This window comes from Yoonia sp. SDW83-1 (assembly GCF_046762885.1).
Taxonomy (GTDB): domain Bacteria; phylum Pseudomonadota; class Alphaproteobacteria; order Rhodobacterales; family Rhodobacteraceae; genus Yoonia.
The window spans coordinates 60,412-84,461 of the sequence record NZ_JBKQXO010000005.1; the positions used below are offsets into that span (position 1 = coordinate 60,412).

21 protein-coding genes are annotated in these 24,050 nt (G+C 59.1%); 8 read left to right on the top strand and 13 right to left on the bottom strand.

Features of this window, described 5'->3' with window-relative positions; all coding sequences use genetic code 11:
* The first annotated feature begins 2 nt into the window (after nucleotides 1-2).
* A complete protein-coding gene (locus ACFWW4_RS07925; protein WP_411890347.1) occupies nucleotides 3-2,465 on the top strand; it encodes a penicillin acylase family protein in 2,463 nt (820 codons plus the stop codon).
* Here ACFWW4_RS07925 and hflX read toward each other — a convergent pair.
* The 9 genes from hflX to dusB all read right to left on the bottom strand — a co-directional run bounded on the left by hflX (nucleotide 2,462) and on the right by dusB (nucleotide 14,192).
* Nucleotides 2,462-3,733 (bottom strand): GTPase HflX, encoded by a 1,272-nt coding sequence (gene hflX / locus ACFWW4_RS07930; RefSeq protein WP_411890531.1) that lies wholly within the window; start codon nucleotides 3,731-3,733, stop codon nucleotides 2,462-2,464. The genes ACFWW4_RS07925 and hflX overlap by 4 nt on opposite strands.
* Nucleotides 3,734-3,738: 5 nt before the next feature.
* Nucleotides 3,739-3,972 (bottom strand): RNA chaperone Hfq, encoded by a 234-nt coding sequence (gene hfq, locus ACFWW4_RS07935; RefSeq protein ID WP_007204924.1) that lies wholly within the window; start codon nucleotides 3,970-3,972, stop codon nucleotides 3,739-3,741.
* Nucleotides 3,973-4,086: 114 nt separating this feature from the next.
* Nucleotides 4,087-5,607, bottom strand: a complete 1,521-nt coding sequence (locus ACFWW4_RS07940) for a TrkH family potassium uptake protein (protein WP_411890348.1) — start codon at nucleotides 5,605-5,607, stop codon at nucleotides 4,087-4,089.
* Nucleotides 5,607-6,983, bottom strand: coding sequence for a Trk system potassium transporter TrkA (gene trkA / locus ACFWW4_RS07945; RefSeq protein ID WP_411890349.1), 1,377 nt, complete (start codon nucleotides 6,981-6,983; stop codon nucleotides 5,607-5,609). Before trkA ends, ACFWW4_RS07940 begins: the two co-directional genes overlap by 1 nt.
* A complete protein-coding gene (locus tag ACFWW4_RS07950; protein ID WP_393928928.1) occupies nucleotides 6,983-8,383 on the bottom strand; it encodes a sigma-54-dependent transcriptional regulator in 1,401 nt (466 codons plus the stop codon). Before ACFWW4_RS07950 ends, trkA begins: the two co-directional genes overlap by 1 nt.
* Before the next feature lie 8 nt (nucleotides 8,384-8,391).
* A complete protein-coding gene (locus ACFWW4_RS07955) occupies nucleotides 8,392-10,641 on the bottom strand; it encodes an ATP-binding protein (RefSeq protein ID WP_411890350.1) in 2,250 nt (749 codons plus the stop codon).
* 103 nt (nucleotides 10,642-10,744) lie between these two features.
* Nucleotides 10,745-12,118, bottom strand: a complete 1,374-nt coding sequence (locus ACFWW4_RS07960) for a response regulator (protein WP_411890351.1) — start codon at nucleotides 12,116-12,118, stop codon at nucleotides 10,745-10,747.
* Nucleotides 12,118-13,194: a two-component system sensor histidine kinase NtrB gene (locus ACFWW4_RS07965; RefSeq protein ID WP_411890352.1), complete on the bottom strand. Its 1,077-nt coding sequence runs from the start codon at nucleotides 13,192-13,194 to the stop codon at nucleotides 12,118-12,120. The genes ACFWW4_RS07960 and ACFWW4_RS07965 overlap by 1 nt, the downstream gene beginning before the upstream one ends.
* Nucleotides 13,191-14,192 (bottom strand): tRNA dihydrouridine synthase DusB, encoded by a 1,002-nt coding sequence (gene dusB, locus ACFWW4_RS07970; protein WP_411890353.1) that lies wholly within the window; start codon nucleotides 14,190-14,192, stop codon nucleotides 13,191-13,193. The genes ACFWW4_RS07965 and dusB overlap by 4 nt, the downstream gene beginning before the upstream one ends.
* A gap of 185 nt (nucleotides 14,193-14,377) precedes the next feature.
* Between dusB and ACFWW4_RS07975 the strand changes: the two genes are divergently transcribed.
* From ACFWW4_RS07975 to ACFWW4_RS07990, 4 genes are all read left to right on the top strand, one after another.
* Nucleotides 14,378-15,511: a bifunctional 2-C-methyl-D-erythritol 4-phosphate cytidylyltransferase/2-C-methyl-D-erythritol 2,4-cyclodiphosphate synthase gene (locus ACFWW4_RS07975; RefSeq protein ID WP_411890532.1), complete on the top strand. Its 1,134-nt coding sequence runs from the start codon at nucleotides 14,378-14,380 to the stop codon at nucleotides 15,509-15,511.
* On the top strand, nucleotides 15,508-15,990 hold the full coding sequence (locus tag ACFWW4_RS07980) for a phosphatidylglycerophosphatase A (protein ID WP_411890354.1): 483 nt from the start codon (nucleotides 15,508-15,510) through the stop codon (nucleotides 15,988-15,990). Before ACFWW4_RS07975 ends, ACFWW4_RS07980 begins: the two co-directional genes overlap by 4 nt.
* 2 nt (nucleotides 15,991-15,992) lie before the next feature.
* The gene (locus ACFWW4_RS07985) at nucleotides 15,993-16,475 is read left to right on the top strand and encodes a CinA family protein (RefSeq protein ID WP_411890355.1); all 483 of its coding nucleotides are present in this window, start codon (nucleotides 15,993-15,995) and stop codon (nucleotides 16,473-16,475) included.
* A 148-nt stretch (nucleotides 16,476-16,623) separates the two neighbouring features.
* Nucleotides 16,624-17,805, top strand: coding sequence for an ammonium transporter (locus tag ACFWW4_RS07990; protein ID WP_411890356.1), 1,182 nt, complete (start codon nucleotides 16,624-16,626; stop codon nucleotides 17,803-17,805).
* On the opposite strand, the gene ACFWW4_RS07995 is transcribed toward ACFWW4_RS07990, so the two are convergent.
* Together ACFWW4_RS07995 and ACFWW4_RS08000 are read right to left on the bottom strand one after the other, a co-directional pair.
* Nucleotides 17,795-19,159 (bottom strand): MmgE/PrpD family protein, encoded by a 1,365-nt coding sequence (locus ACFWW4_RS07995; RefSeq protein ID WP_411890357.1) that lies wholly within the window; start codon nucleotides 19,157-19,159, stop codon nucleotides 17,795-17,797. The genes ACFWW4_RS07990 and ACFWW4_RS07995 overlap by 11 nt on opposite strands.
* A complete protein-coding gene (locus ACFWW4_RS08000) occupies nucleotides 19,159-19,602 on the bottom strand; it encodes a type II toxin-antitoxin system RatA family toxin (RefSeq protein WP_411890533.1) in 444 nt (147 codons plus the stop codon). The genes ACFWW4_RS07995 and ACFWW4_RS08000 overlap by 1 nt, the downstream gene beginning before the upstream one ends.
* An 84-nt stretch (nucleotides 19,603-19,686) precedes the next feature.
* Between ACFWW4_RS08000 and hpt the strand changes: the two genes are divergently transcribed.
* The 3 genes from hpt (at nucleotide 19,687) to ACFWW4_RS08015 (ending at nucleotide 21,747) form a co-directional block, all read left to right on the top strand.
* Entirely contained in the window at nucleotides 19,687-20,235 is a 549-nt protein-coding gene (gene hpt / locus ACFWW4_RS08005; RefSeq protein ID WP_411890358.1) for a hypoxanthine phosphoribosyltransferase, read from the top strand.
* A 149-nt stretch (nucleotides 20,236-20,384) separates the two neighbouring features.
* Nucleotides 20,385-20,861, top strand: a complete 477-nt coding sequence (locus ACFWW4_RS08010) for a c-type cytochrome (protein WP_411890359.1) — start codon at nucleotides 20,385-20,387, stop codon at nucleotides 20,859-20,861.
* A gap of 34 nt (nucleotides 20,862-20,895) precedes the next feature.
* A complete protein-coding gene (locus tag ACFWW4_RS08015) occupies nucleotides 20,896-21,747 on the top strand; it encodes a c-type cytochrome (protein ID WP_411890534.1) in 852 nt (283 codons plus the stop codon).
* A gap of 3 nt (nucleotides 21,748-21,750) precedes the next feature.
* Here ACFWW4_RS08015 and lipA read toward each other — a convergent pair whose 3' ends face one another.
* Both lipA and ACFWW4_RS08025 read right to left on the bottom strand, forming a co-directional pair.
* Nucleotides 21,751-22,710 carry a lipoyl synthase gene (gene lipA, locus ACFWW4_RS08020; protein ID WP_411890360.1) on the bottom strand — a complete coding sequence of 320 codons (960 nt, stop codon included), beginning with the start codon at nucleotides 22,708-22,710 and terminating at the stop codon, nucleotides 21,751-21,753.
* A 154-nt stretch (nucleotides 22,711-22,864) separates the two neighbouring features.
* Complete coding sequence (locus tag ACFWW4_RS08025) at nucleotides 22,865-23,986, bottom strand: DUF6456 domain-containing protein (RefSeq protein ID WP_411890361.1); 1,122 nt, start codon at nucleotides 23,984-23,986, stop codon at nucleotides 22,865-22,867.
* Between the last annotated feature and the right edge of the window lie 64 nt (nucleotides 23,987-24,050).

Here is a 24,050-nt window from a genome sequence, read left to right on the forward strand (position 1 = left end):
GCATGGCTCTGATTTTTCGCTGGCTGGTCCGGCTCGCCTCAGCATTGATTTTCGCCGCTGTCGCGGCCCTTGTGCTGGCGTATTATTTCGCCTCGCGTTCCCTGCCCGACTACAACGCCAGCAGCGTGGTCGATGGCATCAGTGCGCCCGTCGAAATCGTGCGCGACAATGCCAATGTGCCGCACATCTTTGGTCAGCGGGACGAGGACGTGTATTTCGCTCTTGGCTATGCCCACGCACAGGACCGGCTGTGGCAAATGACCATGCTGCGGCGCACCGCACAGGGCCGCCTGTCGGAACTGTTCGGCGAACGCACGGTTGGCATTGATGAAGTGCTGCGCCGGTTTGATATCTATAGTTTGGCGGTTTCGTCGGTCGATGCGCAGGATGACCAGACCAAATCCGCCCTTACCGCCTACTCTGCCGGGGTGAATGCCTGGCTCAACGAAGTCAACGCCGGGGCCCGTGGGCGCGGCGCGCCTGAAATGTGGCTGTTCAGCCATCCCGTGGCCCCGTGGCAGCCCGCAGACAGTCTGGCAATCATGAAGCTGATGGCGCTGCAACTGTCATCGCATCTGGAAAACGAGGTGCTGCGCGCCCGCACGTCCCTACTGATCAGCAACGAACGGCTGGCCGATATCATGCCTGACGATCCGACAGGCGGGGTCGCGGCCCTCCCGGAATATGCCGAACTGATCCCCGGCGTCCCCGCCTTTACCCCCAACACGCGCATGGCTTACGACCCGCTGTCGCCGATCAAGCCGCGCGAACTGGCCGGTGCATCCAATGCCTGGGCCGCCAACGCCGCCCGTTCCGCAACCGGGGCCACGTTGCTAGCCAATGATCCGCATCTGGGGCTGACCGCACCGACGATCTGGTATCTGGCGCGGCTGGAACTGTCCTCTGGCGGGGTGATCGGCGGCACGATCCCCGGCATGCCGGTTGTCCTCAGCGGGCGCAGCGCCGATCTGGGCTGGGGCATCACATCCGCCTATGTCGATGATCAGGATATCCTGATCGAAGAGGTCAACCCGAACAATCCCAACGAATATCGGGATGTCAGCGGTTGGGTTCCTTTCCGCAGCCGCGACAGCATCATCACGGTCAAAGACGCCCCCGCCGTCACACTAAGGCTGCGCTGGACAGCGAATGGTCCAGTCATGCCGGCCAATCAGTTTGACCTTGGCACCATCACCCCACCAGGGCATGTCACTTCCATAGCATGGAGCGCGTTGTCAAACCGCGACACCTCCATGTCGGCCGCCATGAAGATCATGCGCGCGCAAACGATCACGGCAGCTATTGCCGCGGGCGAGGACTACATCGCCCCCGCGCAGAACCTGACCATCGCCGACCGGAACCGGATCGCGATGAAAACCATTGGCGCCTTGCCCGCCCGTGATGCCGCACATCAAAGCCAGGGGCGTTTGCCCAGCTTTGGCTATCTGCCCGAAAACCGCTGGAAAGGCCGGTTTCCCTACAGCGACAACCCCGAATTTGTGAACCCCGAAGGCGGGATTCTGGGCAATACCAACAACAAGACCATCGACCGGGAATTCCCGCAGCATGTCTCGCATCTGTGGGGCGATACGCAGCGCATCTATCGGTGGCGGCGGCTGATGCAGGCGCGTGGTGTCCATACCCGCGACAGCTTTATCGAGGCGCAACTGGACACCGTCAGCTTTACCGCGCGCACGCTGACATCCCTGATGACCGCCAATCTGGCCTATACCGGCGATGCGGCACCTGCGGGCACGCCCGAACGGCGGCGGCAGGACGCGCTGCTGCTGCTGACCGCGTGGAACGGCGAAATGAACGAACACCTGCCAGAGCCGCTGATCTACGCGGCATGGCTCCGCGAGTTGAACAAGCGTCTGATCCGCGATGAACTGGGCCCACTTGCCCCGGAGTTCACCCACGCAGACCCGATTTTCATCGAACGGGTGTTTCGCGACATTGACGGGGCCAGCGTTTGGTGTGACGTGATCCAATCCGCCCCGATTGAAACCTGTACCGACATCGCCAGACAGGCGCTGGATGAGGCGCTGCTCTGGATCACCGAAAACCATGGCGAGGCGATTGAGGCTGTCCGTTGGGGCGACGCGCATCAGGCAACCCACGATCATCCTGTATTAGGCTCTACTCCGATCCTGAACTGGATCGTAAATATTCGCCAGTCGACCAGCGGCGGCGATCACACGCTGCAGCGAGGCAAGACATCTGGCACAGGCCCCGCCCCGTTTCAGAATGTACATGCTGCGGGCTATCGCGGGGTCTACGACTTTGCCGATCCCGACAGCTCGGTCTTTATCAGCGCGACCGGACAGTCAGGACATCCGCTGTCGCGCTACTATGATAATCTGGGTGAGCTTTGGCGGCGTGGTGAATACATCCCCATGTCACTGGATCCCGACCTGGCGCGCGCAGCGGCTGTAGGGATTTCAGTGCTGCGGCCGGCCAATTAAAGGCGCGCGAAACGTTCCCGCTGCAGGGCGGTCCAGAATACCGTCATGGCATAACCATCGTCATCCTGCTGTTCATCGGTGACAATGCCTTGCTCAAACAGCCATGCCCGTTTGCGCCCTTCTGAAAACGACAGATGCAACCGCGCCTCGCTGCGCGGGTCTTTCAGCTTATCAGGGATCGCCGCCAACAACGCATCCAGCCCCTCGCCCGTCACGGCGGAGATCGCAAACAGATCATTGGTGCGTGCGGCTTGCGTCAGCATCGCCTCGCGCTCATCGCCTTCCATCAGGTCGATTTTGTTCCAGACCTCGATCATCGGCGCCTCATCCGCAACGCCCAGATTATGCAGGATCGCGTTGACATCCTGCGCCTGCTCTTCGGTTTGCGGATGGCTGATATCGCGGACATGCATGATCAGATCTGCGTCCAGAACCTCTTCCAATGTCGCGCGAAAGGCGGCGACCAATTCGGTCGGCAAATCACTGATGAAACCCACCGTGTCCGACATGATGACCTCGTCACCGGTCGGCAGGACGATCTTGCGCATGGTGGGATCAAGCGTCGCGAACAACATATCCTTGGCCAACACCTCGGCCCCGGTCAGCCTGTTGAACAATGTCGATTTGCCGGCATTGGTGTAGCCGACCAGCGCAACAATCGGGAACGGGACCTTGGCGCGCGATGCGCGGTGCAACTCACGGGTTTTGACCACCTTGGCCAATTGACGGCGCAGACGGCCAAGTTGTTCATCAATGGCGCGGCGGTCCGCCTCAATCTGCGTCTCACCCGGACCGCCGACAAAACCCAACCCGCCCCGCTGCCGTTCCAGATGGGTCCAGGCGCGGACAAGGCGGGTTCGTTGATAAGACAGTGCGGCCATCTCGACCTGCAGCACACCTTCTGACGTGCGTGCCCGGTCGCTGAAAATCTCCAGGATCAGCCCAGTGCGATCCAGCAGTTTCACGCCCCATGCTTTTTCCAGATTGCGCTGCTGAACCGGCGTAACCGGTCCATCAATCAGAACCAATTCGATCTCTGCCGCCTTGAATATGGCCTTCAGCTCTTCGATCTTGCCCTTGCCGAACAACATCCCCGGATGGATCTTGGGCAGCCGCACGATTGACCCATCCACGACCTCCAGATTAGGCAAGGCTGCGGCCAGTGCCTCAGCCTCTTCCAATGCAGGCTCTGCATCGCGGCGTGTCGTGTCGGATTTCAGATCAGGATGCAGTACCCAAGCCCGTGTGATGGGCTGATCGTGTTCCAGCAATCTTATTCTTCGCCTTCGTAAAGACTGATCGGCTGCGCTGGCATGATGGTGGAAATGGCGCTCTTGTAGACCAATTGGGACTGGCCGTCGCGGCGCAGCAATACACAAAAGCTGTCAAACCACGTGATCACGCCTTGCAGCTTAACGCCGTTCACCAAGAAAATAGTCACAGGGACCTTTGTTTTCCGGACATGGTTGAGAAATGCGTCTTGCAGGTTCGCTTTATCGGCGGCCATTACGTCACCCTTTTTATTCTTGCGGCCGCGCAACGGCCCCCCATCGTTCATTTTGCAGTATGTCGTGGCCGTACCAGAGTTTCCAGCCCAAAAAAGCACTTGTTTTTCTGGTGTTTAGCGCTGCCAGATTTCAGGGTTGAAAAGTGCGATAATCGCCAGTGTTTCAAGCCGTCCAAGAACCATGGCCGCCGCCAGGATCGCTTTTGCGCCGTCGGGAATGCCTGCATATGAAATCGGGGTTTCTGCAGCGACCGACGCCAACGGTCCGGTTGTCGACAATGCAGACACCGCCAGCACCATCGCCGTTTCAAATTGTACCCCGGTCAGTGACAGCAGCAGCATGATAGTCGCAATGCTGAGTGCGAAAAGCATGAAAAACACCCACGAGATAAAGGCGCCTTGTTTGCGAATGCGTCGCGCTTCCCTTCCGCCGCCACCAACGGATGAGGGATGCAGCAGACGTTCCTGCTCACGCTCACCATGACGATAAAGCGCGTAGATGCGCAGCAATTTGACACCGCCCGCAGTAGTGGCCACCCCGCCCCCGATCAGGGCCATGCCAATCAGGAACAAACCGGGCGTATCCAACCCAGACCAGTCCGCCGCACCGTCCCAATAATGAGACTCGAAACCTGTTGTCGTCAGGAAAGACGTAACCGTAAAGAGCGCGCCCCAAAGAGCCGAAGCAACCTCAACCAGATTCGCGCGTTCCTCAGTTTCAGACGCACCGATAAAATGGCGCAGAAACAGCAATGCGGTAACTGACCCGATCAACACCAGCGCGGTCAGAAACTCCGGATCCCGGCGCAATCCTTGCTCTCCCTCCCCCGTCAGCCCCCGGCTGAATGTCAAACGCGACAGCGCAAAGGCAAAGAAAAAGAAGATCAGCAACTCACCCCAAAACCGGGAGGCGGCAAAGTACAATCCGCCAATCGGTGAAATGCCGGATGTCGATAGAACCGACATTGCGTGGCAAAGCGCGATGTAAGGAAATTCTCCCAAGATCACGAGGCCGATCCACAGCGCCAGCGTCAGCCCCGCATAGATCGGCGTCAGTGTCAGGGTATACCGCACAAGCCGCTCGGATGGGTCGGCGATCTTTGCGATCTGCGTGAACGACCTGACCGCACCGCCGCTGCCACCGGCTGCCGCCCGTACCTCGAACCCGCCCAGGTTCATGGGGGCGAAAATGGAAACGGCGGTGATCCAGACCAGCAGTCCACCTAACCAACCCACCAACGCCCGCCAAAGATGCAATGACGGGGTCAAACGACCAGCATTTTCGTAAACAGTGGCCCCGGTGGTGGTGAAACTCGACACCATTTCGAACCATGCATTGATATAACTCGTATTTCCGACCGCCTCGTAAAACGGGACGGCAAACATCAACGGCAACACGGTAAAGGCCGCCAACAGGCCTACCAATTGACTGCGGGCAACGCTGGGGGGCGTATAGCCTGCTGTTGCAAGCGCGATCATCAGTGTGAGGATGGAAAACAGGATAAAGCCGTAAAAGAACACGCGCATGGTCATGAAATCTTCCATGATGGCACCATGCGCAGCAGGTACCAGCATCGCCAACGCGCCAAAGCCCATCAGGACCACAAAGAATGGCAGGCGCGTGATCCAGCTCATCAGAAAAAGTCGATCGTTACCTGCAGCAGGCGCTCAACTTCGGGTACGTCTTCTGCCATGGCAAAGATGGTGATGACGTCACCCTCGTCGATGCGCGTTTCACCGGTTGGTTTGACGATCTTGCCGCCCTTGACGACACCACCGACAATTGCGCCTTCGGGAAATGAGACGTCCTTGATCCGCTGACCTGATATAGGAGACGTGCCCAACACCTGCGCCTCGATCACCTCTGCCTCGGCATCACCGATAGAATAGACGCCGCGCACCCGGCCATGGCGGATATGGCGCAAGATTGAACTCACTGTTGTCGCCCGCGGATTGATATAGGCGTCAATGTCCAACGGCCCCATCAGTGGAACAAGCGTTGGATCATTGATTAGACATATCGACATCGGGCAGCCCATTTCCTTGGCCCGGACCGACGCCAACAGGTTGGTTTTGTCATCATCCGTCACCGCCAGAACGGCATCGGCCGTCGCAATGTTCGCCTCTTCCAAAAGACCGCTATCCAGCCCATCGCCATTCAGCACAATCGTGCGGTCCAAGGCATCGGCAGCGCGTTCGGCGCAAACGCGGTTTTTCTCAATCACCTTGACGCGCACGCGTTCTGTCCGGGCCTCAAGCGCCTGCGCAACACCCAAACCAACATTCCCACCGCCAATAATGACGATACGCTCTTGTTTCGACTGGGTTTTTCCGAAGATCTCCAGTGTACGGGTCATATCCTCCGTCACGGTGAAGATATAGCAATCATCGCCCGCAAAGATCTGGTCGCCGGGGGCTGGCACGAACAGTGCACCATCGCGGCGAATGCCAACCACAATCGCACGCAGGGTCGAAAATAGGTCTGTGAGCTGGCGCAGTGGCGTATTTATGACCGGGCAATCATCGTCAATCGTAATCCCCAATAGCTGCGCACGCCCCTCCAGAAAGCTTTCCGTATCAAACGCGGCAGGGGCGGCCAGCCGTTGCAAAGCGGCCTCCGCCACCTCCTTCTCGGGTGAGATAACGACATCAATAGGCAGGTGGTCACGGCGATAAAGATCGGAATAAATCGCGTCCAAATAGCTCTGCGCGCGTAGGCGCGCGATCTTGCGCTGGATCGCAAACACCGAATGGGCCACCTGACAGGTGACCATATTCACCTCGTCCGAATGGGTGGCGGCGATGATCATATCGGCGTCACTGGCCCCGGCGCGGTCCAGGATATCAGGGTAGCTCGCAAACCCGGCGATCCCCTGCACATCCAGCGTATCCGTCGCGCGGCGTACCAGTTCCGGATTGTTATCAACAACGGTTACGTCATTGTTTTCGCCGGACAAATGGCGGGCAATCTGCCAGCCAACCTGGCCTGCGCCGCAAATGATGACTTTCATTATGCGTCGCCTTCAACATAGGCAACGCGGCCGCCCGCCTTATTTGTGGTCACAACCCCCAGCGATTTCAATTTGCGGTGCAAAGCCGACCGTTCCATCCCCACAAAAGAGGCCGTGCGGCTGATATTCCCACCAAACCGGTTGATCTGGGTCAGCAGGTATTCGCGCTCGAACAACTCACGCGCCTCGCGCAGCGGCAGTGTAGCAAGGCCCCCCGCCAGAACGATCCGCCCTTCCTCGCTGCCAGCATCCTCTGCCGATGGCAACTCCTTGGCGGTAATATCATCGCCATTTTCACCAAGAATAAGAACGCGTTCCACGACATTCTTCAACTGGCGGACATTACCCGGCCACAACATGGTTTGCAGCAAGGCCCGCGCATCATCTGCCAGTTTGCGCAGCGGCAGGCCCTGTGCTTTGTTAAAAACCTCGATGAAATGTTCGGCCAGAACCGGAATATCTTCGCGCCTCTCTTCAAGGGACGGCACAGCGATCGGAACCACATTCAAACGGTGATACAGTTCCTCGCGAAAGTTTCCTGTCTCAATCTCTGCTGGCAGATCGCGGTTCGTGCTGGAGATCACGCGCAGGTCCACCTGAATCTTGTCGGTGCCCCCCACCCGCTGAAATCTTTGATCGACCAGAACTCGCAGGATTTTCGACTGCGTGCCCAACGGCATATCAGCCACTTCGTCAAAATAAATGACCCCGCCATTGGCTTCTTCCAGCAGTCCCGGTTCAATACCCCGCCCGCTGTCCTCGCGACCGAACAGCACTTCTTCCATACGGTCAGGCTCGATCGAGGCGGAATTGACCGTCACAAACGGTGCGGACGACCGGTTGGAGTTGGCGTGGATATAGCGTGCCGCAATCTCCTTGCCGACACCGGCGGGGCCGGTCAGCATCACCCGTCCGTTTGACTTCGTCACCTTGTCCAATTGCGATTTCAGATTACGGAAGGCCGCACTGTCGCCCAACATCTCGGCGCCGGCGACCTCGCCACGCTTGAGTTGCAGATTCTCGCGACGCAACCGTGATGTCTCCATTGCGCGACGTATGACAACCATCAACTGATCGATATTAAAGGGTTTTTCGATAAAATCATAAGCGCCCTGTTTGATGGCTGCGACCGCAATTTCGATATTGCCGTGACCGGAAATGATCACAATCGGGATGTCTGGGTGATCGCGCTTGACGGATTTCAGAATGTCGATGCCATCCATGCTGCTGTCTTTCAGCCAGATATCCAAAATCATTAGTGCAGGCGGTTCGGCCGCGATCTGCGCCATGCATTCGTCGGATGTTCCGGCAAGCCGGGTGGTGTATCCTTCGTCTTGTAGGATTTCGGAAATCAGCTCTCGGATATCGCGTTCGTCATCAGTGATCAGAATATCGCCCATCTTTGCCCTCATGCTGGTATTTTTGTTGCCTGCGTGCCCGCTCGCATCACAGGAAGTTGGATTGTGGCGCAGGCACCCGCGTGGTTTTGCCGGTCGAACTTGTCTGCGCCTGTCAGCGACAGGGTGCCGCCATGCTCTTCGATGATTTTCTTGACGATCGGCAAGCCAAGCCCGGTACCGCTATCACGTGTTGTCACATAGGGTTCAAACAGGCGGCTGCGGTCTTCCGGCAAACCAATGCCATTATCGGTGATCGTGATCGTCACCGTATTTTCCGTGTGCGACATCGCGACACGCACCTCTGGTTGGTATCCGTCGCGCCCATGCTTTTCAATGTATGTTTCGGTCGCTTCGCCAGCGTTCTTGATCAGATTTGTCAGCGCCTGCGAAATCATCGTACCGTCCAGTTCCGCCAGAATGGCCTCTTTCGGCAGATCCGCCTTGATTTTCACACCCGGCTGACCGGCCCGCTGCAGTGCCACCGCATCATTTGTCAGTTTGGTCAGGTCGCTTACCGTCAGTTTGGGTTCCGGCATGCGCGCAAACTTCGAAAATTCATCAACAATACGCCGTAAATCATTGGTTTGCCTGACAATAACATCTGTCATTTGTTCCAGCGTCGCCGCATCCTCACCAACATGTTTGCCGAACTTTCGCTGAATACGCTCCGCCGACAAACGGATCGGCGTTAGCGGGTTCTTGATTTCATGCGCGATGCGGCGGGCCACATCGCCCCACGCTGCCATCCGTTGGGCGCTGACCAGATCGGTTACATCGTCAAACGCCACCACATACCCTTCCAGCGCACCGTCAGCGTTCTGGCGCGGTGACATGCGAACCAGCAGGCTTTCCTGCTGGCCTTTGCGCAAGAGGTTCACCTGATCCTGTACACCGTCGCTGTTGGCGCTGCGAACACGCTCGAAAAGATCTGCAAATTCAGGCACGGCGACGGACAAGGCACTGTCGGCCAGATCCGGTCCGACCGAAAGCAGACGCTTTGCCGACGGATTGACAAAGGCGACCCGGCCATCCGGATCCAGACCAACCACCCCGGATGTGACAGAACTCAGCACGGAATCGAACAGACGCCGGCGCCGCTCGGTCAAACGGTTCGTTTCAAGCAATTCGTCCCTCTGCCCTTTCAACCGGCTGGTCATCTGGTTGAAGTAATGGCCCAGCTGCGAAATCTCGTCATCGCCATCATCCTCGATAACACGCACATCCAGATCGCCCGATCCAACGCGCTGCGATGCTGACACCAGCCGCCCCACGGGCCGCGACAGACGCTCTGCAAACCACAGCCCGCCCCAAATCGCGCCAAGGATCAGGATTACCGCAAAGCCCAGATAAAGCAGGCCAAACTGGAACAGAAGCTGGCCACGTTCATTGGCCAATTCTTCGTATTGCTCCACCGTTTCAGTCGTATCATCGAGCAGGGACAACACACTCCCGTCGACCTCGCGAGTCACGTAAAGGTATCGGTCGGGAAAGGCGGGCAGCGGAACCAAAGCGCGAAATTCGTTATTCTCAAAATCTTCGATAATCGCCAGACCGTCCTTGTCCGCCTGCTCAAATGCGTCTGGGTCGGGCAATTCATACCCAAACTCATAAGAGTTCAGGCCGCGGGCGGTGATATTGCCAAGGGCATCCAGAACAAAGGCCTCACTCAGACCAAGTTTGATCTGTGTTTGGACCTCACCCAGAACACGGCGCACTTCTCCGTCATCCATAAACAGGTTGGCCTGACGTTCGCGGTTCAGATTACCGGCCAAGACCCGCGCATCGCGGCTCAGTTCCTGCCGGTGTTCATCTTCATAGGCTCTTGCCGTCGTCAAAGAGGTGCGAAGAACATTGCCCACCGGCTCTGAAAACAGCCCTTCCAACGCGATGGAAATCAGCAAGACTGAAAAGACGGCCACAAGAACGGTGGGGATCAGGGCCGACAGGGCAAAAACCCCGGTCAGCCGCAGATGCAGGCGCGACCCAGCCGATTTCGCCCGGCGCGCCGCGACCATGCGGGCCACTTGCCCCATCACAAGCGCCATGACCACCAGCACGTAAACAAGGTCGACCAGCAGCACCATACGCAACTGCGCGGATGCAGCACCCTGATCCAAAGGTCCAACAACAAAATAGGTGATCGCCGCAAGAATCGGCGCCAACAGCACCAGACCGACGGTCACCGCATTGCGTACATGACGCTGGCGCTGCCACCGGCTGAAGCGCTGGAAATTCAGTCCCAAAAGGGTACGCCGCACGCGCCAAGCCCTGCTACTGAGGTGAGGTCACCCTCACGATACCGCCAAATTCTGTGGTCTTTATGCTACGTTGACGCAGCACCGCCACGGTTCTGTTGCGGTTTTACATCAACTTACGGCGTCGTGTCACGCGGATATCGAGGTCAGTGATCTTCTTACGCAAGGTATTCCGGTTGATCCCCAGCAAATCAGCGCATTTTGCCTGGTTGCCACCGGTTGCATCCAGAGCAATTTCGATCAGCGGCGCCTCAACTTCTTTCAGGATCCGGTTGTAAAGCCCCGGCGGCGGCAACACCCCCCCATGCAGATCAAAATAGCGCCGCAGGTGCTTGGCCACGCTCGCCGACAGCTTCTCACCCTCGCCGCCGGAGCGTAGCGGTTCGATCGCGGGCTGGTTGCCCAAGACCATTTCCACTTCAGATCGCGTGATCTCGTCCTCGGCGGCTGTAAAGACCAGCCGTCGTACCGCGTTTTCCAACTGGCGCACGTTACCGGGCCAGCTATAGGCGCGCACCAGATCGAGCGCCGCATCACCAAACCGTCGTGCCGGTGCCCCGTCACGTTCCGCCCGTGCCAGAAAGTGCTCGGCAAGCAGCGGAATATCATCGACCCGTTCGCGTAGTGATGGCACGTCAACCGTAACCCCGCCCAGACGATAGAATAGATCTTCGCGAAACTTGCCTTCTTCCATGCGGGCCATCAGATCAGATTGCGATGTCGCCATGATCCGCGGGGCATTGTCGCCAAGCGCATCCAGCATCCGCACGATCCGGCCTTGCGCTTCATCGGTCAGGTCGCTGACCTCATCAAACAGAATCGACCCACCTTTCGCCCGGCTCAATACAGTCGATGGGCCATCCATCCCCTCCAGGTCGGCGGCGGCGACAGTGACAAAAGGCAAGCTCCGGCGATCAGAGAAATCATGCACGGCGCGGGCAATCAATGACTTGCCTGTGCCGCTTTCGCCGGTAATCAATACGGGCAACTGCGTGTTCATCACCCTGGCCACAAGACGATACAGTGCCTGCATCACCGCTGTACGCCCCACCAATGGCAGATCATCCCCCTGCTCAGCCGCGCCGGCAGTCCCGGCACGTGTCACAGGTGCCCGGCGCTTGACCTCAAGCGCGCGCGCGGCCCGTTTCATCAGGTCAGGCAAATCAAACGGTTTTGGCAGATAATCATAGGCGTCCGCCTCCGCTGCCTGAATCGCCGTCATGATCGTGTTCTGCGCGGAGATCACAATCACCGGCAAACCGGGCCGCGCCTCAGAGATTTGGGGCAATTGCTCCAACCCGTTCCCATCAGGCATCACCACGTCCGAGATCACCAGATCGCCCTTCCCTTCATCCACCCAGCGCATCAGCGTCACAAGGGATGACGTGGCATGCACCTTGCAGCCCGCCCGGGTCAGGGCTTGGGTCAGGACAGTCCGGATTGTCCGGTCGTCATCGGCAACTAAAACGGTTCCGTCCATCAATTCTCTCCTGTTTGGATGTCTTTGGGGGCAAGCGGCAGTGAGATGCGAAACACTGTCCGACCCGGCACACTATCGACCGAAATCCAACCACCCGCATCACCGATCAGTTTGGAAACGAGGGCAAGCCCCAGCCCAGTCCCATTCTCTTTGCCGGATATGAACGGCTCAAAAATGTCGTCGGCAATCTCTGGGGGCAGTCCGGGCCCATCATCAATGATCTCGATCTGCAATGGCAGCCGGGACTGCGTCCCATCTGACCGATGCACGCGCAACGACGCGTCGTAGAAGGTATGCAGCCGGATCGCGCCCCCTGCTTTGTTCGCCTCAGCCGCATTCTTGAGCAGGTTCAAAAACACCTGTAACAGCTGGTCCGCATCAGCAATCGTCTGCGGCAATGACGGATCATACTCTTCGATAAACAGCATATGGGCGCCAAAGCCAACGGCGGCGGACTGTCGCGCGCGATCCAGCACATCGTGGATATTGACCGGTTTCAGCACCGGCGGGCGCAGATTGCCGAACTGCTCCACCTGCTCCAGCAGTTTCACGATCCGGCGGCTCTCCTCTACAATCAGATCTGTCATCTCCTGATCTTCCGGGCTTAACCCCATCGACAAAAGCTGTGCGGCACCTGTGATACCGGCCAGAGGATTCTTGATCTCATGCGCCAGCATCTCGGCCATGCCGATCGCCGATTTCGCGGCCTTTTCGGACGAATGGTTCTGGTTGATGCGGCTGGCAATCTCGCGCGGGCTGATCATGACGATCATCGCGTCTTCGGTGCCCTGCAGCGGCGCGAATTGCAGGTTGCACAGCATAGGGGGCCGTTCCCCTCCGCCCACATCCACATCATTCACGAACAATGACGTGCGGTTCTTGCGCGCGCGCGCGAACGGCGCCTCAAGCGGAGCGTCGATCATCACCTTTTCCCACAGCCGCTGACCGCTCAGCGACTTGGCCGACATATTCAGAAAGCTCTCAGCGGCAGGATTGCTAAGAATGATGGTATCGTCCGCGTCCAGCAAAAGCGCCGGAACGGGCAAGGACGACCACAGTGCTGTATCGACAATCACGCGGCTTGCCTCATGCTGAGGGCATTAGGCAGATCGCGCAGTACATCGCGGGGGCTGATATGGGTCAGGATGGCCTTGCGCAGCGCAGGTTCGGTACGGGCATCATCCATATACCAGCCCAGATGCTTGCGCGCGACCTTGCGGCCAAGCTCTTCGCCGTAAAACGCCAGCATCGCCTCATAGTGACGGCACACCAGGTCAATCAGATCGTCGCCCTGTGGCACCTTCGGCGCTGAACGCCCATACAGATCAGCCGCGACTTGCGCCAGCAGCCAGGGCCGCCCCTGCGCGCCCCGCCCGATCATCACGCCATCTGCCCCGGATAAACGCAATGCGTCGCGCGCAGTCGCGGCATCAACGATGTCGCCATTGGCGATCACCGGAATGCTTACCGCATCCTTCACCGCCCGGATCGCTGCCCAATCGGCATTGCCCTTGTAAAACTGGCACCGGGTGCGTCCATGAATAGTCACCAGACGGATCCCCGCATCCTCGGCGCGGCGCGCGACATCTGCCGCATTCAGGCAATCATCGTCCCATCCCAACCGGGTCTTCAGCGTCACCGGCACATCAACCGCATTCACGACCGCCTCAATCAATGTCAGCGCGTGATCAGGCGTGCGCAGCAAGGCCGATCCCGAATATCCATTGGTCACCTTCTTGGCCGGGCAGCCCATGTTGATATCAATCATCGCCGCGCCGTTCGCCTCAATCATGCGGGCGGCTTCGGCCATCCAACAGGCCTCGCGCCCGGCGATCTGCACGGCAGTGCCCGCCTGATCAAACCCCAGTTCGGCGCGTTCACGCACCCCCGGCTTGGCCTGCACCATTTCCTGACTGGCTACCATTTCGCTGACAACCCACCCTGCCCCGAATGACGCGACCAATTGGCGAAACGGCAAATCAGTGATCCCCGCAAGCGGAGCAAGCGCGACCGGTGGTTGCAAAACCACATTGTCGAGTTGGATCATATCGCCGTGTGCCAATGGAACAGTCATTCGCCTAAAGGGTATGCGTTGCCTTTGAAGTAAGAGGAAACACGGGGCGCCACAACGAAACCAGCGTCAAGAAATACGAAAAAACCAGCATGTGCCTAAATATTGTGCATTCTGGTCGAAAAACTGACGAATTGCGTGTTTGCATCACACCCCCTAAACCTGTGCCAAGGAATGACGGGATGACCATGACAACAGCAGCCATTATCGTTGCCGCCGGGCGCGGCACACGGGCCGGTGGGGAAATCCCCAAGCAATGGCAACAGCTTGGGGATCGTACGGTCGCCGCCCACGCGATGAAAGCCTTCGCGGATCACCCCCTCATCGATAAACTGATCCTCGTGCTTCACCCCGATGATGTGGAAACCAATCTCTGGCCATCAGACCCCGCCGCCGACATTGTTAGGGGCGGAGAAACGCGCCGCGCCTCGGTTCTGGCGGGACTGGAAGCCGCAGAAGGCCATGCTGACATCGTGCTGATTCACGATGCCGCCCGACCGCTGATCAGCCCCACGATCATTGACGATGTGCTCGCCGCCCTCGACACACATGACGGTGCGGCACCGGCCATTGCTGTCACCGACACCCTCTGGCACGGCGCAAACGGACAGGTCACCGGCATGCAGAACCGCGATGGGCTTTACCGCGCACAAACCCCCCAGGGTTTTCACCTCGCCCCTCTTCTCGCCTCACATCGCGCCAATACCGCTGACGCGACAGACGATGTAGCGGTTGCCCGCGCCGCTGGGCTGGACGTGGCCATCGTGACAGGCGATGAAGAGAACATCAAAATCACCATGCCGGGCGACCTTGCCAGAGCTGAAAAAATGATGGGATATCAAATGGATGTCAGATGCGGCAATGGCTATGACGTACACCGGTTCGGGCCGGGCGATCATGTCTGGCTGTGTGGCGTGCAGGTGCCGCATGACCGCGCCTTGCAGGGACATTCCGACGCCGATGTCGGGATACACGCAGTGACCGATGCGATTTACGGGGCACTTGGCTTGGGCGATATCGGCCAGCATTTCCCCCCGTCCGATCCGCAATGGAAGGGTGCGGCCAGCCATATCTTTCTGGAACATGCAGTCAGCCTTGCCGCCGAAAACGGCTACCGGATCAGCAATGCGGATTGCACGCTGGTCTGCGAATACCCCAAGATCGGGCCGCATCAGCCCGCGATGAAATCCGCCATGGCCCGGATCATGGGGCTTGAGGCAACCCGGATCAGCGTCAAGGCCACAACCTCCGAACGGCTCGGCTTTACCGGCCGGGGCGAAGGGATCGCCGCCCTCGCCACCGTCACGTTGGTAAAACCATGACCCACCTTATCGCCACGTTCTTCTATGTCGGCCATCTGCGCCCCGCACCGGGCACATGGGGGTCGCTGGCAGCCCTTCCTGCGGCCTGGGCGATCTATGTTCTGACCGGTCCATGGGGATTGGTGGTGGGGGCCATCGCGTCATATTTCATTGGGGTATGGGCCACCGCCGTCGAAACCAAAGGCAAGGACAATCACGACCCGTCAGAGATTGTCATAGACGAGGTTTGCGGCCAGTGGATCGCCCTGCTGCCCGTAGCCTTCGGCGCTTATTACGCCGCCAGCGATATCACCGGGCTCTGGCCCGGCTGGATCGCAGCATTCGTGCTGTTCCGGCTGTTCGACATCACCAAATGGGGGCCGGTCGGCTGGGCCGACCGTATGCACGGGCCGACCGGGGTCATGCTGGATGACGTGATCGCGGGCGTTTTTGCCGCACTGGGCGTCATTGGATTGGCAGCACTCTACCATATCTTCTGATCATGGACGCCAGCGCATTGCTCAATTCTGCCCGGGCAAAGGGCCTGATGATCGCCACTGCGGAAAGCTGCACAGGCGGCATGGTCAGCGCGGCCATCACCGACATTCCGGGCAGTTCCGATGTTTTCGACCGGGGCTTTGTCACCTATACCAACGCCGCCAAAAGGCAGATGCTGGGGGTGGCCGATGCGACGCTTGCCGCCCATGGCGCGGTGTCCGAACAGGTCGCCGCCGAAATGGCCGCAGGCGCGCTGGCGCAATCGGACGCCCGGATCGCGGTGTCGATCACCGGCATCGCAGGGCCCGGCGGGTCCGACCACAAACCCGAAGGGCGGGTCTGCTTTGGCGTGGCCAGCCCCAGCATGACCAGGACCGAAACCTGCGATTTCGGGGCATTGGGGCGCGACAAGGTGCGGCGGGTGGCGACAGAACATGCACTTGCGTTGCTCCAGCAGGCGGTCGATTCATATGCGCCCGATAATTAGGCAAGAGCCGCCAAACGCGCACTAAAATGGTGCGTTGTCATAATTGCCGCAAAGATAAGCACACCGGGCCACACCCGCCACTTTTCCAAGCATTCCGAATCCGCCCTAACCCCCGCACGGGATACCCCAATGACGGAAGGAAGGGACAATGAACGGAGCGGACACTGCGTGGATCATCGTGGCCACGGCGCTTGTTTTATTCATGACACTGCCGGGCCTGGCACTGTTTTACGGCGGGCTGGTGCGCGCCCGTAACGTGCTCAGCGTTTTCATGCATTGCTATGCCATCGCCTGTCTGATGAGCATTCTGTGGTTCGCATTCGGCTATTCCATTGCTTTCGGATCCGGTGACAGCGGATACTGGGGCGGGCTGGACAAGATGTTCCTTGCAGGCATCGATGCCGACACGCTGTCAGGCACGCTGCCGGAAATCCTGTTCTTTGCCTTCCAGATGACATTCGCCATCATCACCCCTGCCTTGATCGTAGGCGCCTATGTCGAACGGATCGGGTTCGGTTTTGTGCTGCTCTTCTCATCGCTCTGGATGCTGCTCTGCTACGCGCCCGTCGTGCATTGGGTCTGGGGTGGCGGCATGCTGGCCGATGGTGGAATTTTCGGCGAAACCGGTGTGCGCGATTTCGCCGGTGGCGTGGTGGTGCACGAAACGGCGGGCCTCGCCGCCCTCATTCTCGCGATCTTCCTTGGCGCGCGGCGCGATCCGTCCAAACCACCGCATAATCCCGGCATGGTCATGATCGGGGCTGCCATGCTGTGGGTCGGCTGGTTCGGCTTCAACGGCGGCAGTCAACTCGCCGCGGATGGCGGTGCGGCCATGGCGATCACCGTCACGCATATCTCTGCCGCTGCCGCATCGCTGACATGGGCGCTGTGGGAACGGGTCAAGTTCGGCAAATCCTCCCTTGTTGGCATGGTCACCGGCACCATCGCGGGCCTTGCGTCCATCACACCGGCCTCCGGGTTTGTCGGCCCGGTCGAGGCGCTGATCATCGGCTCCATCGCCGGTATCCTCTGTCAGGAGGCCGTCGTGCTGATCCGCAACGTGTTCAAGATCGACGACACGCTTGATGTTTTCGCCGTCCACGGTGTTGGCGGTATCTTCGGCACGATCATGATCGCGGCCTTCGGTGCCGGCGCATGGGCGGCCCAGCTTGGCGCGCTTGTCATCGTCGGTGTCTACACAATCGTCATCACCACCGTGCTGATCTTTGTCTGCCGTCTGGTTACATCCCTGCGGGTCGATCACGAAACAGAGGTGAACGGCCTCGACCTCAGCGTCCATGGCGAACGCGCTTACGAGTTCAACTCGTAAATCCGTCCAGCGTTTTTCGCATGATATCAACGCTCTCGGACCCGTCCATCAGGTCCGGGGCACCCAGTAGATCAACGTAAGCCGACAGGCTGTCACCGTTGATCGCCCCCCATAGCCGCTCAGCATGATCCGCACCAACCAACGCGCGCCCCTTGTGGCGCAGCTTGTGTTCCAGCTCTTGCACAGGCACCGGCGCGGCCAGATCGTGAAACGCGTGCCACTCACCCCCATCCACCATCGTGACCACCACCCGCGCCTGCATCTCGGTCAGTGTGTCGTCGTCCACGACCTGCACACGCTGCCGCAGAACCGTCAGCGCAGGATGGGTCGCAATGTCGTCGCTGAATGACTGAATTGCACCCGTATCCACGCCGGCCAGCGTCATCGCGGCGGTCTGTGCATAGCTGAACTTTGCCTCCAACCCGGTCTGCGGGGCCGGTTTGTTGCAGACCGACATCCACCGCGGATGGGTCGAAATCTGCACCTGCGCCACCTGTGCGGGATCAAGCTGCAACGATCCCAACGCCTCCAGCATGGCATGCAGCCCATGACAACAGGCATGGAATTTGTAGCTGACCGATTTCATGCGCCACTCATCGCCCAACCCGTCAAGGGCCGCCGCATTGGCATGCCCGTGATGCGTCGCGCCAAACCCCAACGGTCCGCCCAACCCACGATCCGCCGATGTCATGCCCGCCACCGCCCATTGTGCGGCCTCAACCCCCGCTTCTGCTGCCAGCCCGGCATTCAGCGGCTTGCCCATGGTCCCGAATTGCGACTTCAGACCCGCAGCACGGGTCGCAGCAAGGCCCAGACCCGCCACGATCACGGGCCGTTCAGCCGCCATCAGACGCAAACTGGCCAGCGCCGCCCCAAACGCCCCCGATGTCGCTGTCTGATGAAATCCGACCTGATAATGATCGCGGCCGAGCCATGTGCCCACCCGCACCGCCGCCTCGGACCCGATCAGCGCCGCATCGACGAACTCCGCCATGCTGCGGCCCTGCGCCTGCGCCGTGGCCAGTGCGGCAGGCACAACCGCAACGCTGGTATGGCCGATATGGTCAAAATGGGTGTCATCATAATCTAGCGCATGACTGGTCGCGCCGTTAATCAGTGCTGCCCGTGCTGCTGGCAGCTTGTCACCGCCAATAACCGTCGCCTGCGGCGTGCCGCCTTCGTCACGCCCCTTGCGCAGCAGAATCCGGGCCACTGGCTCATTCTGCCCTGCCAGCGCGCAGACCACCCAGTCAAAGATCGAAAGCCGCATGATCCGGCGGGCATGATCATCCAGAATATTGGTCGTCGCAAAGCGGGCAAGCTGATCCTCGATCTGCATCCCCGGCGCGCCCATCAGCCATAAAGCTCCGCGGCCCGCCGTTCAAACGACCGGACAACGCGCTGCATCGCCTCATTGAAAAACATCGTCGCGGCACCCTGCAGCAGCCTGTTGCGGAATTCAAAGTCGACATAGAACGACACTTCACATCCGCCCTCTACATCCTTGAAATTCCACTCACTTTCCATATGGCGAAACGGCCCGTCCAGATACTCCGTCCCGATCTTTTTGTGCGCGGGCCACAGCGTGACGCGGCTGCCGAATGTCTCGCGAAACACCTTGAAGGAAATGACCAGATCAGCCAGCATCACCTGTTTTTCGCCCTCCTCAGTCACACTGCGAATGCGGGCGGCGGCGGTCCATGGCAGGAATTTCGGATAATTGGCCACATCGGCGACCAGATCGTACATTTGCTGCGCTGAATAAGGCAGCGTCTTGGTCTCGGAATGGGTCGGCATCAACAGGCTTTCACGGGTGACTTCACCACTGGATGTCGTAAACTCCGCCCGAAAAATCAACCCACTAACGCGCGAGATGTCCACATGCCGCACAGACCTTATGTCATCGACGAAATGATCAGCGCCAAATCCATCGCGGCCCGGATCGAGGATCTTGCCAAAGAGATTCAGACCGAATTTGCCCAAACGGACAAGCTGGTGGTCGTCGGTCTGTTACGCGGATCATTCGTGTTTATCGCCGATCTGGTGCGCGAACTTGACCTCCCGGTCGAGGTCGACTTTCTTGAGGCCTCGTCATATGGCGACGCCATGGAAAGCAGTCGAGAAGTGCGCATTTTCAAGGACTTGCGCGGACAGATTGAAGGGCGCGACGTCCTTGTCGTCGAAGATATCATCGATACCGGGCACACGTTGAGCCATGTCAGCCATTATCTTCAGACCAAACATCCCGCGCGGCTGCGCTCCATTGCCTTGCTCGACAAACCTGCACGACGCGAGGTTGATTTTCGGGCGGACTGGACTGGTTTTGAAATCCCCGATGAGTTTGTTGTGGGCTACGGCATCGATTTTGCCCAACGCAACCGCAACCTGCCCTATATCGGAAAGGTGCGGTTCACCGACGAAACCGCCTGAGATCCGCGGGCCACCCTTCCCGCCCTCTTCACAGACCACGCGAAGAAGCATCCGTGCGCTGACGCACCATTTTTGTGCATATTTTTTGAGCACGCATCTTCGGCCAATCAGGTTTACCCTAGGTCACGCACCAACAAGGGAGAACCCCAATGATAATCGGTCGCAACGCAATTCTCACGATCACAACACTTGCTGTGCTTGGCAGCGCCGCCCTTGCCGGCGGTCACCTGAGTGGGGATCAGGAAAAAGCCATGAAAGTCCGCAACGGACACATGCAGCTTTATTCCTTCAACCTCGGCATCCTGGGGGCAATGGCGCAGGACAAGGCACCATATGATGCCGCCGCCGCGGCAACCGCTGCGACCAACCTCGCCGCTGTCGCCAGCATCAGCCAGGATGGCTATTGGGTCGAAGGTACCGATACCAGCGTCGAGGGCAGCCGTGCCAAGCCTGAAATCTGGACCGATTTCGCGGGGTTCGAGCAGGACAATGCCGACCTTGGGACAGCAACGGTGGCACTTGCCGCTGTCGCCGGGGATGGCCTTGATGCACTAAAGGGCGCATTTGGACCGGTCGGCAAGGCTTGTGGCGCATGTCACGAAGACTATCGCGCCCCACGCGAATGACTTCGTGAAAGCGTTACGCTGGATCATTCTGGCCATGATTGCAGGACTGGGCATGGGGTGGTTCATCACACGGCCGGTGCCACTGCCCGCTGCTTCTATTGACGGGCTTGCGGGCGACCTGGTCAATGGCGAAACCATCTTTGCCGCCGCGGGCTGTGGCTCCTGCCACAGCGCACCGGAAGGCGACCCGTTGATCCTTGCCGGGGGCCGCACATTCCCGTCCGATTTTGGAAGCTTCATCGCGCCCAATATCTCGCCCGATCCGGTGCATGGTATTGGCGCATGGTCCGATCTGGACCTTGCCAGCGCGATCACACGGGGCGTGTCACCGGGCGGGGCGCATTATTATCCCGCCTTCCCCTACAGCGCCTATAACAAGGCGGAACTGGCCGATATCGTCGACCTGATAGCCTATCTGCGCACCCTGCCCCCGTCCACCGAACCGTCGCAGACGCACGATGTGGGCTTTCCGTTCAACATCCGCGCCGCGCTCGGCGGCTGGAAGCTGCTGTTTCTCAGCGACGACTGGGCGCTATCCGATACAACAACACCCGAAATCTCGCGCGGGCGCTATCTGGTCGAGGCATTGGGCCATTGCACCGAATGCCACACCGAACGCAACGCGCTGGGTGGCCTCCAACTCAGCCATTGGCTTGCTGGCGCGCCCAACCCGTCCGGGGAGGGGCGCATTCCAAACATCACACCGGCCGGATTGGACTGGTCAGAAGGTGAAATCGCTGAATACCTCAAAAGCGGCTTTACGCCAGATTTTGACACCGCTGGCGGGGAAATGGCCGCCGTGATCAGGAATACAAGCCAATTGACCGATGCCGACAGGGCCGCCATCGCGGCCTATCTGAAGGCGATCCCCGGTATTGGCGAATAAGGATCAGACGGCGCCCAGCTTTTTCAGACGAGCTTCGCGCAACCGCGCAAAATCCTCGCCCGCGTGGTAAGATGACCGTGTCAGAGGCGTGGCCGATACCATCAGGAAACCCTTGCCATAGGCCGCCTTTTCATAAGACGCAAACTCGTCGGGCGAAACGAAGCGATCTACTTTGTGGTGCTTTGGCGTTGGCTGCAGATACTGACCAATCGTCAAAAAATCGATGTCAGCGGCACGCATGTCCTCCATCACCTGGATAACGGCCTGACGATCCTCTCCGAGTCCCACCATGATGCCCGACTTGGTGAACATGGATGGATCAAGCTCTTTCACCCGCTGCAGCAGACGCAAGGAATGGAAATAGCGGGCACCGGGGCGCACTTCGGGGTAAAGGCCCGGAACCGTCTCAAGGTTATGATTGAACACATCCGGTTTGGCCTTCACCACGACCTCAAGAACCGCTGGGTCGCAGCGAATGAAGTCAGGAGTCAGGATCTCGATGGTGGTGCCGGGCGACTGGCGGCGGACAGCGCGGATAGTTTGCGCAAAATGCTCCGCTCCGCCATCTTCGACATCATCACGATCCACCGAGGTGATGACAACGTGGTTCAAACCCAGTTTCTTGACCGCATCCGCCACGCGACCGGGTTCGAAAACGTCCAGCGCTTCAGGCGGTTTGCCTGTGGCAATGTTGCAAAATGTGCAGGCGCGAGTGCAAACCTCGCCCATAATCATCATCGTGGCGTGGCCCTGCGACCAGCATTCACCCACATTGGGGCAACCAGCCTCTTCGCAGACGGTCACCAGCTTGTGCTCGCGCATGATATCGCGCGTCGTTTTATATCCTTCAGAGGTCGGGGCCTTGACCCTAATCCAATCCGGTTTCTTCGGCTGCGGCGCATCAGGGCGGCGCTGCTTTTCCGGATGACGCTGGGCTGGAATCTTCAGGTCGCGCGGTGGCATCGGATACTCCAATTATCTTGCCCCTACGTAGTCTCAGCCGCGCAAATTGTCCAATCATCTTGGGTCCATGCATGGCGGCACTGCGCCGGATGCATAAGAAAACATATCACTCGTTAACGCACGCGATACAATTACCGCGTGTACATTCCTTGGCCTATCCGATCATCGGACCAAACTGGCCATGTGTTTCTTCATAATGACGCTTGAGCCGCTGCAGTGCGATGCGCAGGACAATCTTGCCGGACCGGGCCGACCATCCCATCTTCTTCTCCGTCTGCTCCAGACCCTCCAAAAAACAGCAGCACCGCAGGACGACATCACCCAGGCCCGGCCCCAGATCGGACAAGGCACCCTTGACCCGGGCGCGCGCTGCGACCGACCCTGGCGGGCCATCAACCTTGATCTCGACAACATCGCCAGACATAAAACAATCCCAGCTTTCAACCGGCTCCATCCCGACCTGCGCCAGTTCGTAATCTTCGCGCAGGCGCTCACCGGCAGCCACCAGATCACGCTTCAGGAATGGCTGACCGTCGCGGTCCTTTCTGCGGGCCAGCCCGACCAGCGGGCTTTCGGTTGCATAATATCGTGCAGGCTGGCGGACGACGCCTTCGATCTCGGCCAGGTCCCAACTCGCATCACTTTCAAAACGGCTCCGCTTCTCTGCAAAACCGCTCGCGCGGTTCTCCTCTTCGGCGGTCAGGCGACGCAACGCCATACGGCCGGTATTGGTAATAAAATAACGCGAAAGCCGCTGCCCCGGATCAGGGCAGCTGATCCAATCCTTCAACGCCATCGCCTGAGCAATCTCACGATCAACAACCGCTGTGCGCAATTGTTCACCCTCTCCGGTCTCGCGGACGACAACGGATGTTTCCATCTCGCGGGCGACGGCCAACACCGCGCCCTGCTCACACAGACGGCGCAAAACCCGTTTTGCCTCCTGATCAATCCGGGCTTGCGTTAAACCGGCGGCCTGCGTTGGCTCGCCTTTCCAGCACTCAATATTCATTTGTCCCTTTTCCCTTTTGTGGTCAACATCACGTACAGAGACCGTGGTCGAAAGGGATTTGAGAGCAGCATCAATCAACGGATCATCACGTCTGCCTTCAAACCGGCGGACCTGACGTAAGACCGTGGATGGATGGCAGTCGCTTGCGCGGGCCAGTGCCCGGATCGAAAGGCCAGCTTCAGTATGTACCAGATAATGGCGGGCAGCATCAGGTACCCATTGCGGAAGCCTTTCGGACCGAACCGGTCCTGGTCGTGCAGTCATGTCACTCGTCCCCTCACCGAAAGTCCCAATACGCAAGAGCAAAACGCCGACTAAGTCAGCGCGT

Coding starts and splice junctions, on each gene's coding strand:
- ACFWW4_RS07925 (WP_411890347.1), top strand. CDS start 3: ATGGCTCTGATTTTTCGCTGGCTGGTCCGGCTCGCCTCAGCATTGATT.
- hfq (WP_007204924.1), bottom strand. CDS start 3,972: ATGGCCGCCGATAAAGCGAACCTGCAAGACGCATTTCTCAACCATGTC.
- ACFWW4_RS07940 (WP_411890348.1), bottom strand. CDS start 5,607: ATGAGCTGGATCACGCGCCTGCCATTCTTTGTGGTCCTGATGGGCTTT.
- trkA (WP_411890349.1), bottom strand. CDS start 6,983: ATGAAAGTCATCATTTGCGGCGCAGGCCAGGTTGGCTGGCAGATTGCC.
- ACFWW4_RS07950 (WP_393928928.1), bottom strand. CDS start 8,383: ATGGGCGATATTCTGATCACTGATGACGAACGCGATATCCGAGAGCTG.
- ACFWW4_RS07960 (WP_411890351.1), bottom strand. CDS start 12,118: ATGGACGGAACCGTTTTAGTTGCCGATGACGACCGGACAATCCGGACT.
- dusB (WP_411890353.1), bottom strand. CDS start 14,192: ATGACTGTTCCATTGGCACACGGCGATATGATCCAACTCGACAATGTG.
- ACFWW4_RS07975 (WP_411890532.1), top strand. CDS start 14,378: ATGACAACAGCAGCCATTATCGTTGCCGCCGGGCGCGGCACACGGGCC.
- ACFWW4_RS07980 (WP_411890354.1), top strand. CDS start 15,508: ATGACCCACCTTATCGCCACGTTCTTCTATGTCGGCCATCTGCGCCCC.
- ACFWW4_RS07985 (WP_411890355.1), top strand. CDS start 15,993: ATGGACGCCAGCGCATTGCTCAATTCTGCCCGGGCAAAGGGCCTGATG.
- ACFWW4_RS07990 (WP_411890356.1), top strand. CDS start 16,624: ATGAACGGAGCGGACACTGCGTGGATCATCGTGGCCACGGCGCTTGTT.
- ACFWW4_RS07995 (WP_411890357.1), bottom strand. CDS start 19,159: ATGGGCGCGCCGGGGATGCAGATCGAGGATCAGCTTGCCCGCTTTGCG.
- ACFWW4_RS08000 (WP_411890533.1), bottom strand. CDS start 19,602: ATGCCGACCCATTCCGAGACCAAGACGCTGCCTTATTCAGCGCAGCAA.
- hpt (WP_411890358.1), top strand. CDS start 19,687: ATGCCGCACAGACCTTATGTCATCGACGAAATGATCAGCGCCAAATCC.
- ACFWW4_RS08010 (WP_411890359.1), top strand. CDS start 20,385: ATGATAATCGGTCGCAACGCAATTCTCACGATCACAACACTTGCTGTG.
- ACFWW4_RS08015 (WP_411890534.1), top strand. CDS start 20,896: ATGATTGCAGGACTGGGCATGGGGTGGTTCATCACACGGCCGGTGCCA.
- lipA (WP_411890360.1), bottom strand. CDS start 22,710: ATGCCACCGCGCGACCTGAAGATTCCAGCCCAGCGTCATCCGGAAAAG.
- ACFWW4_RS08025 (WP_411890361.1), bottom strand. CDS start 23,986: ATGACTGCACGACCAGGACCGGTTCGGTCCGAAAGGCTTCCGCAATGG.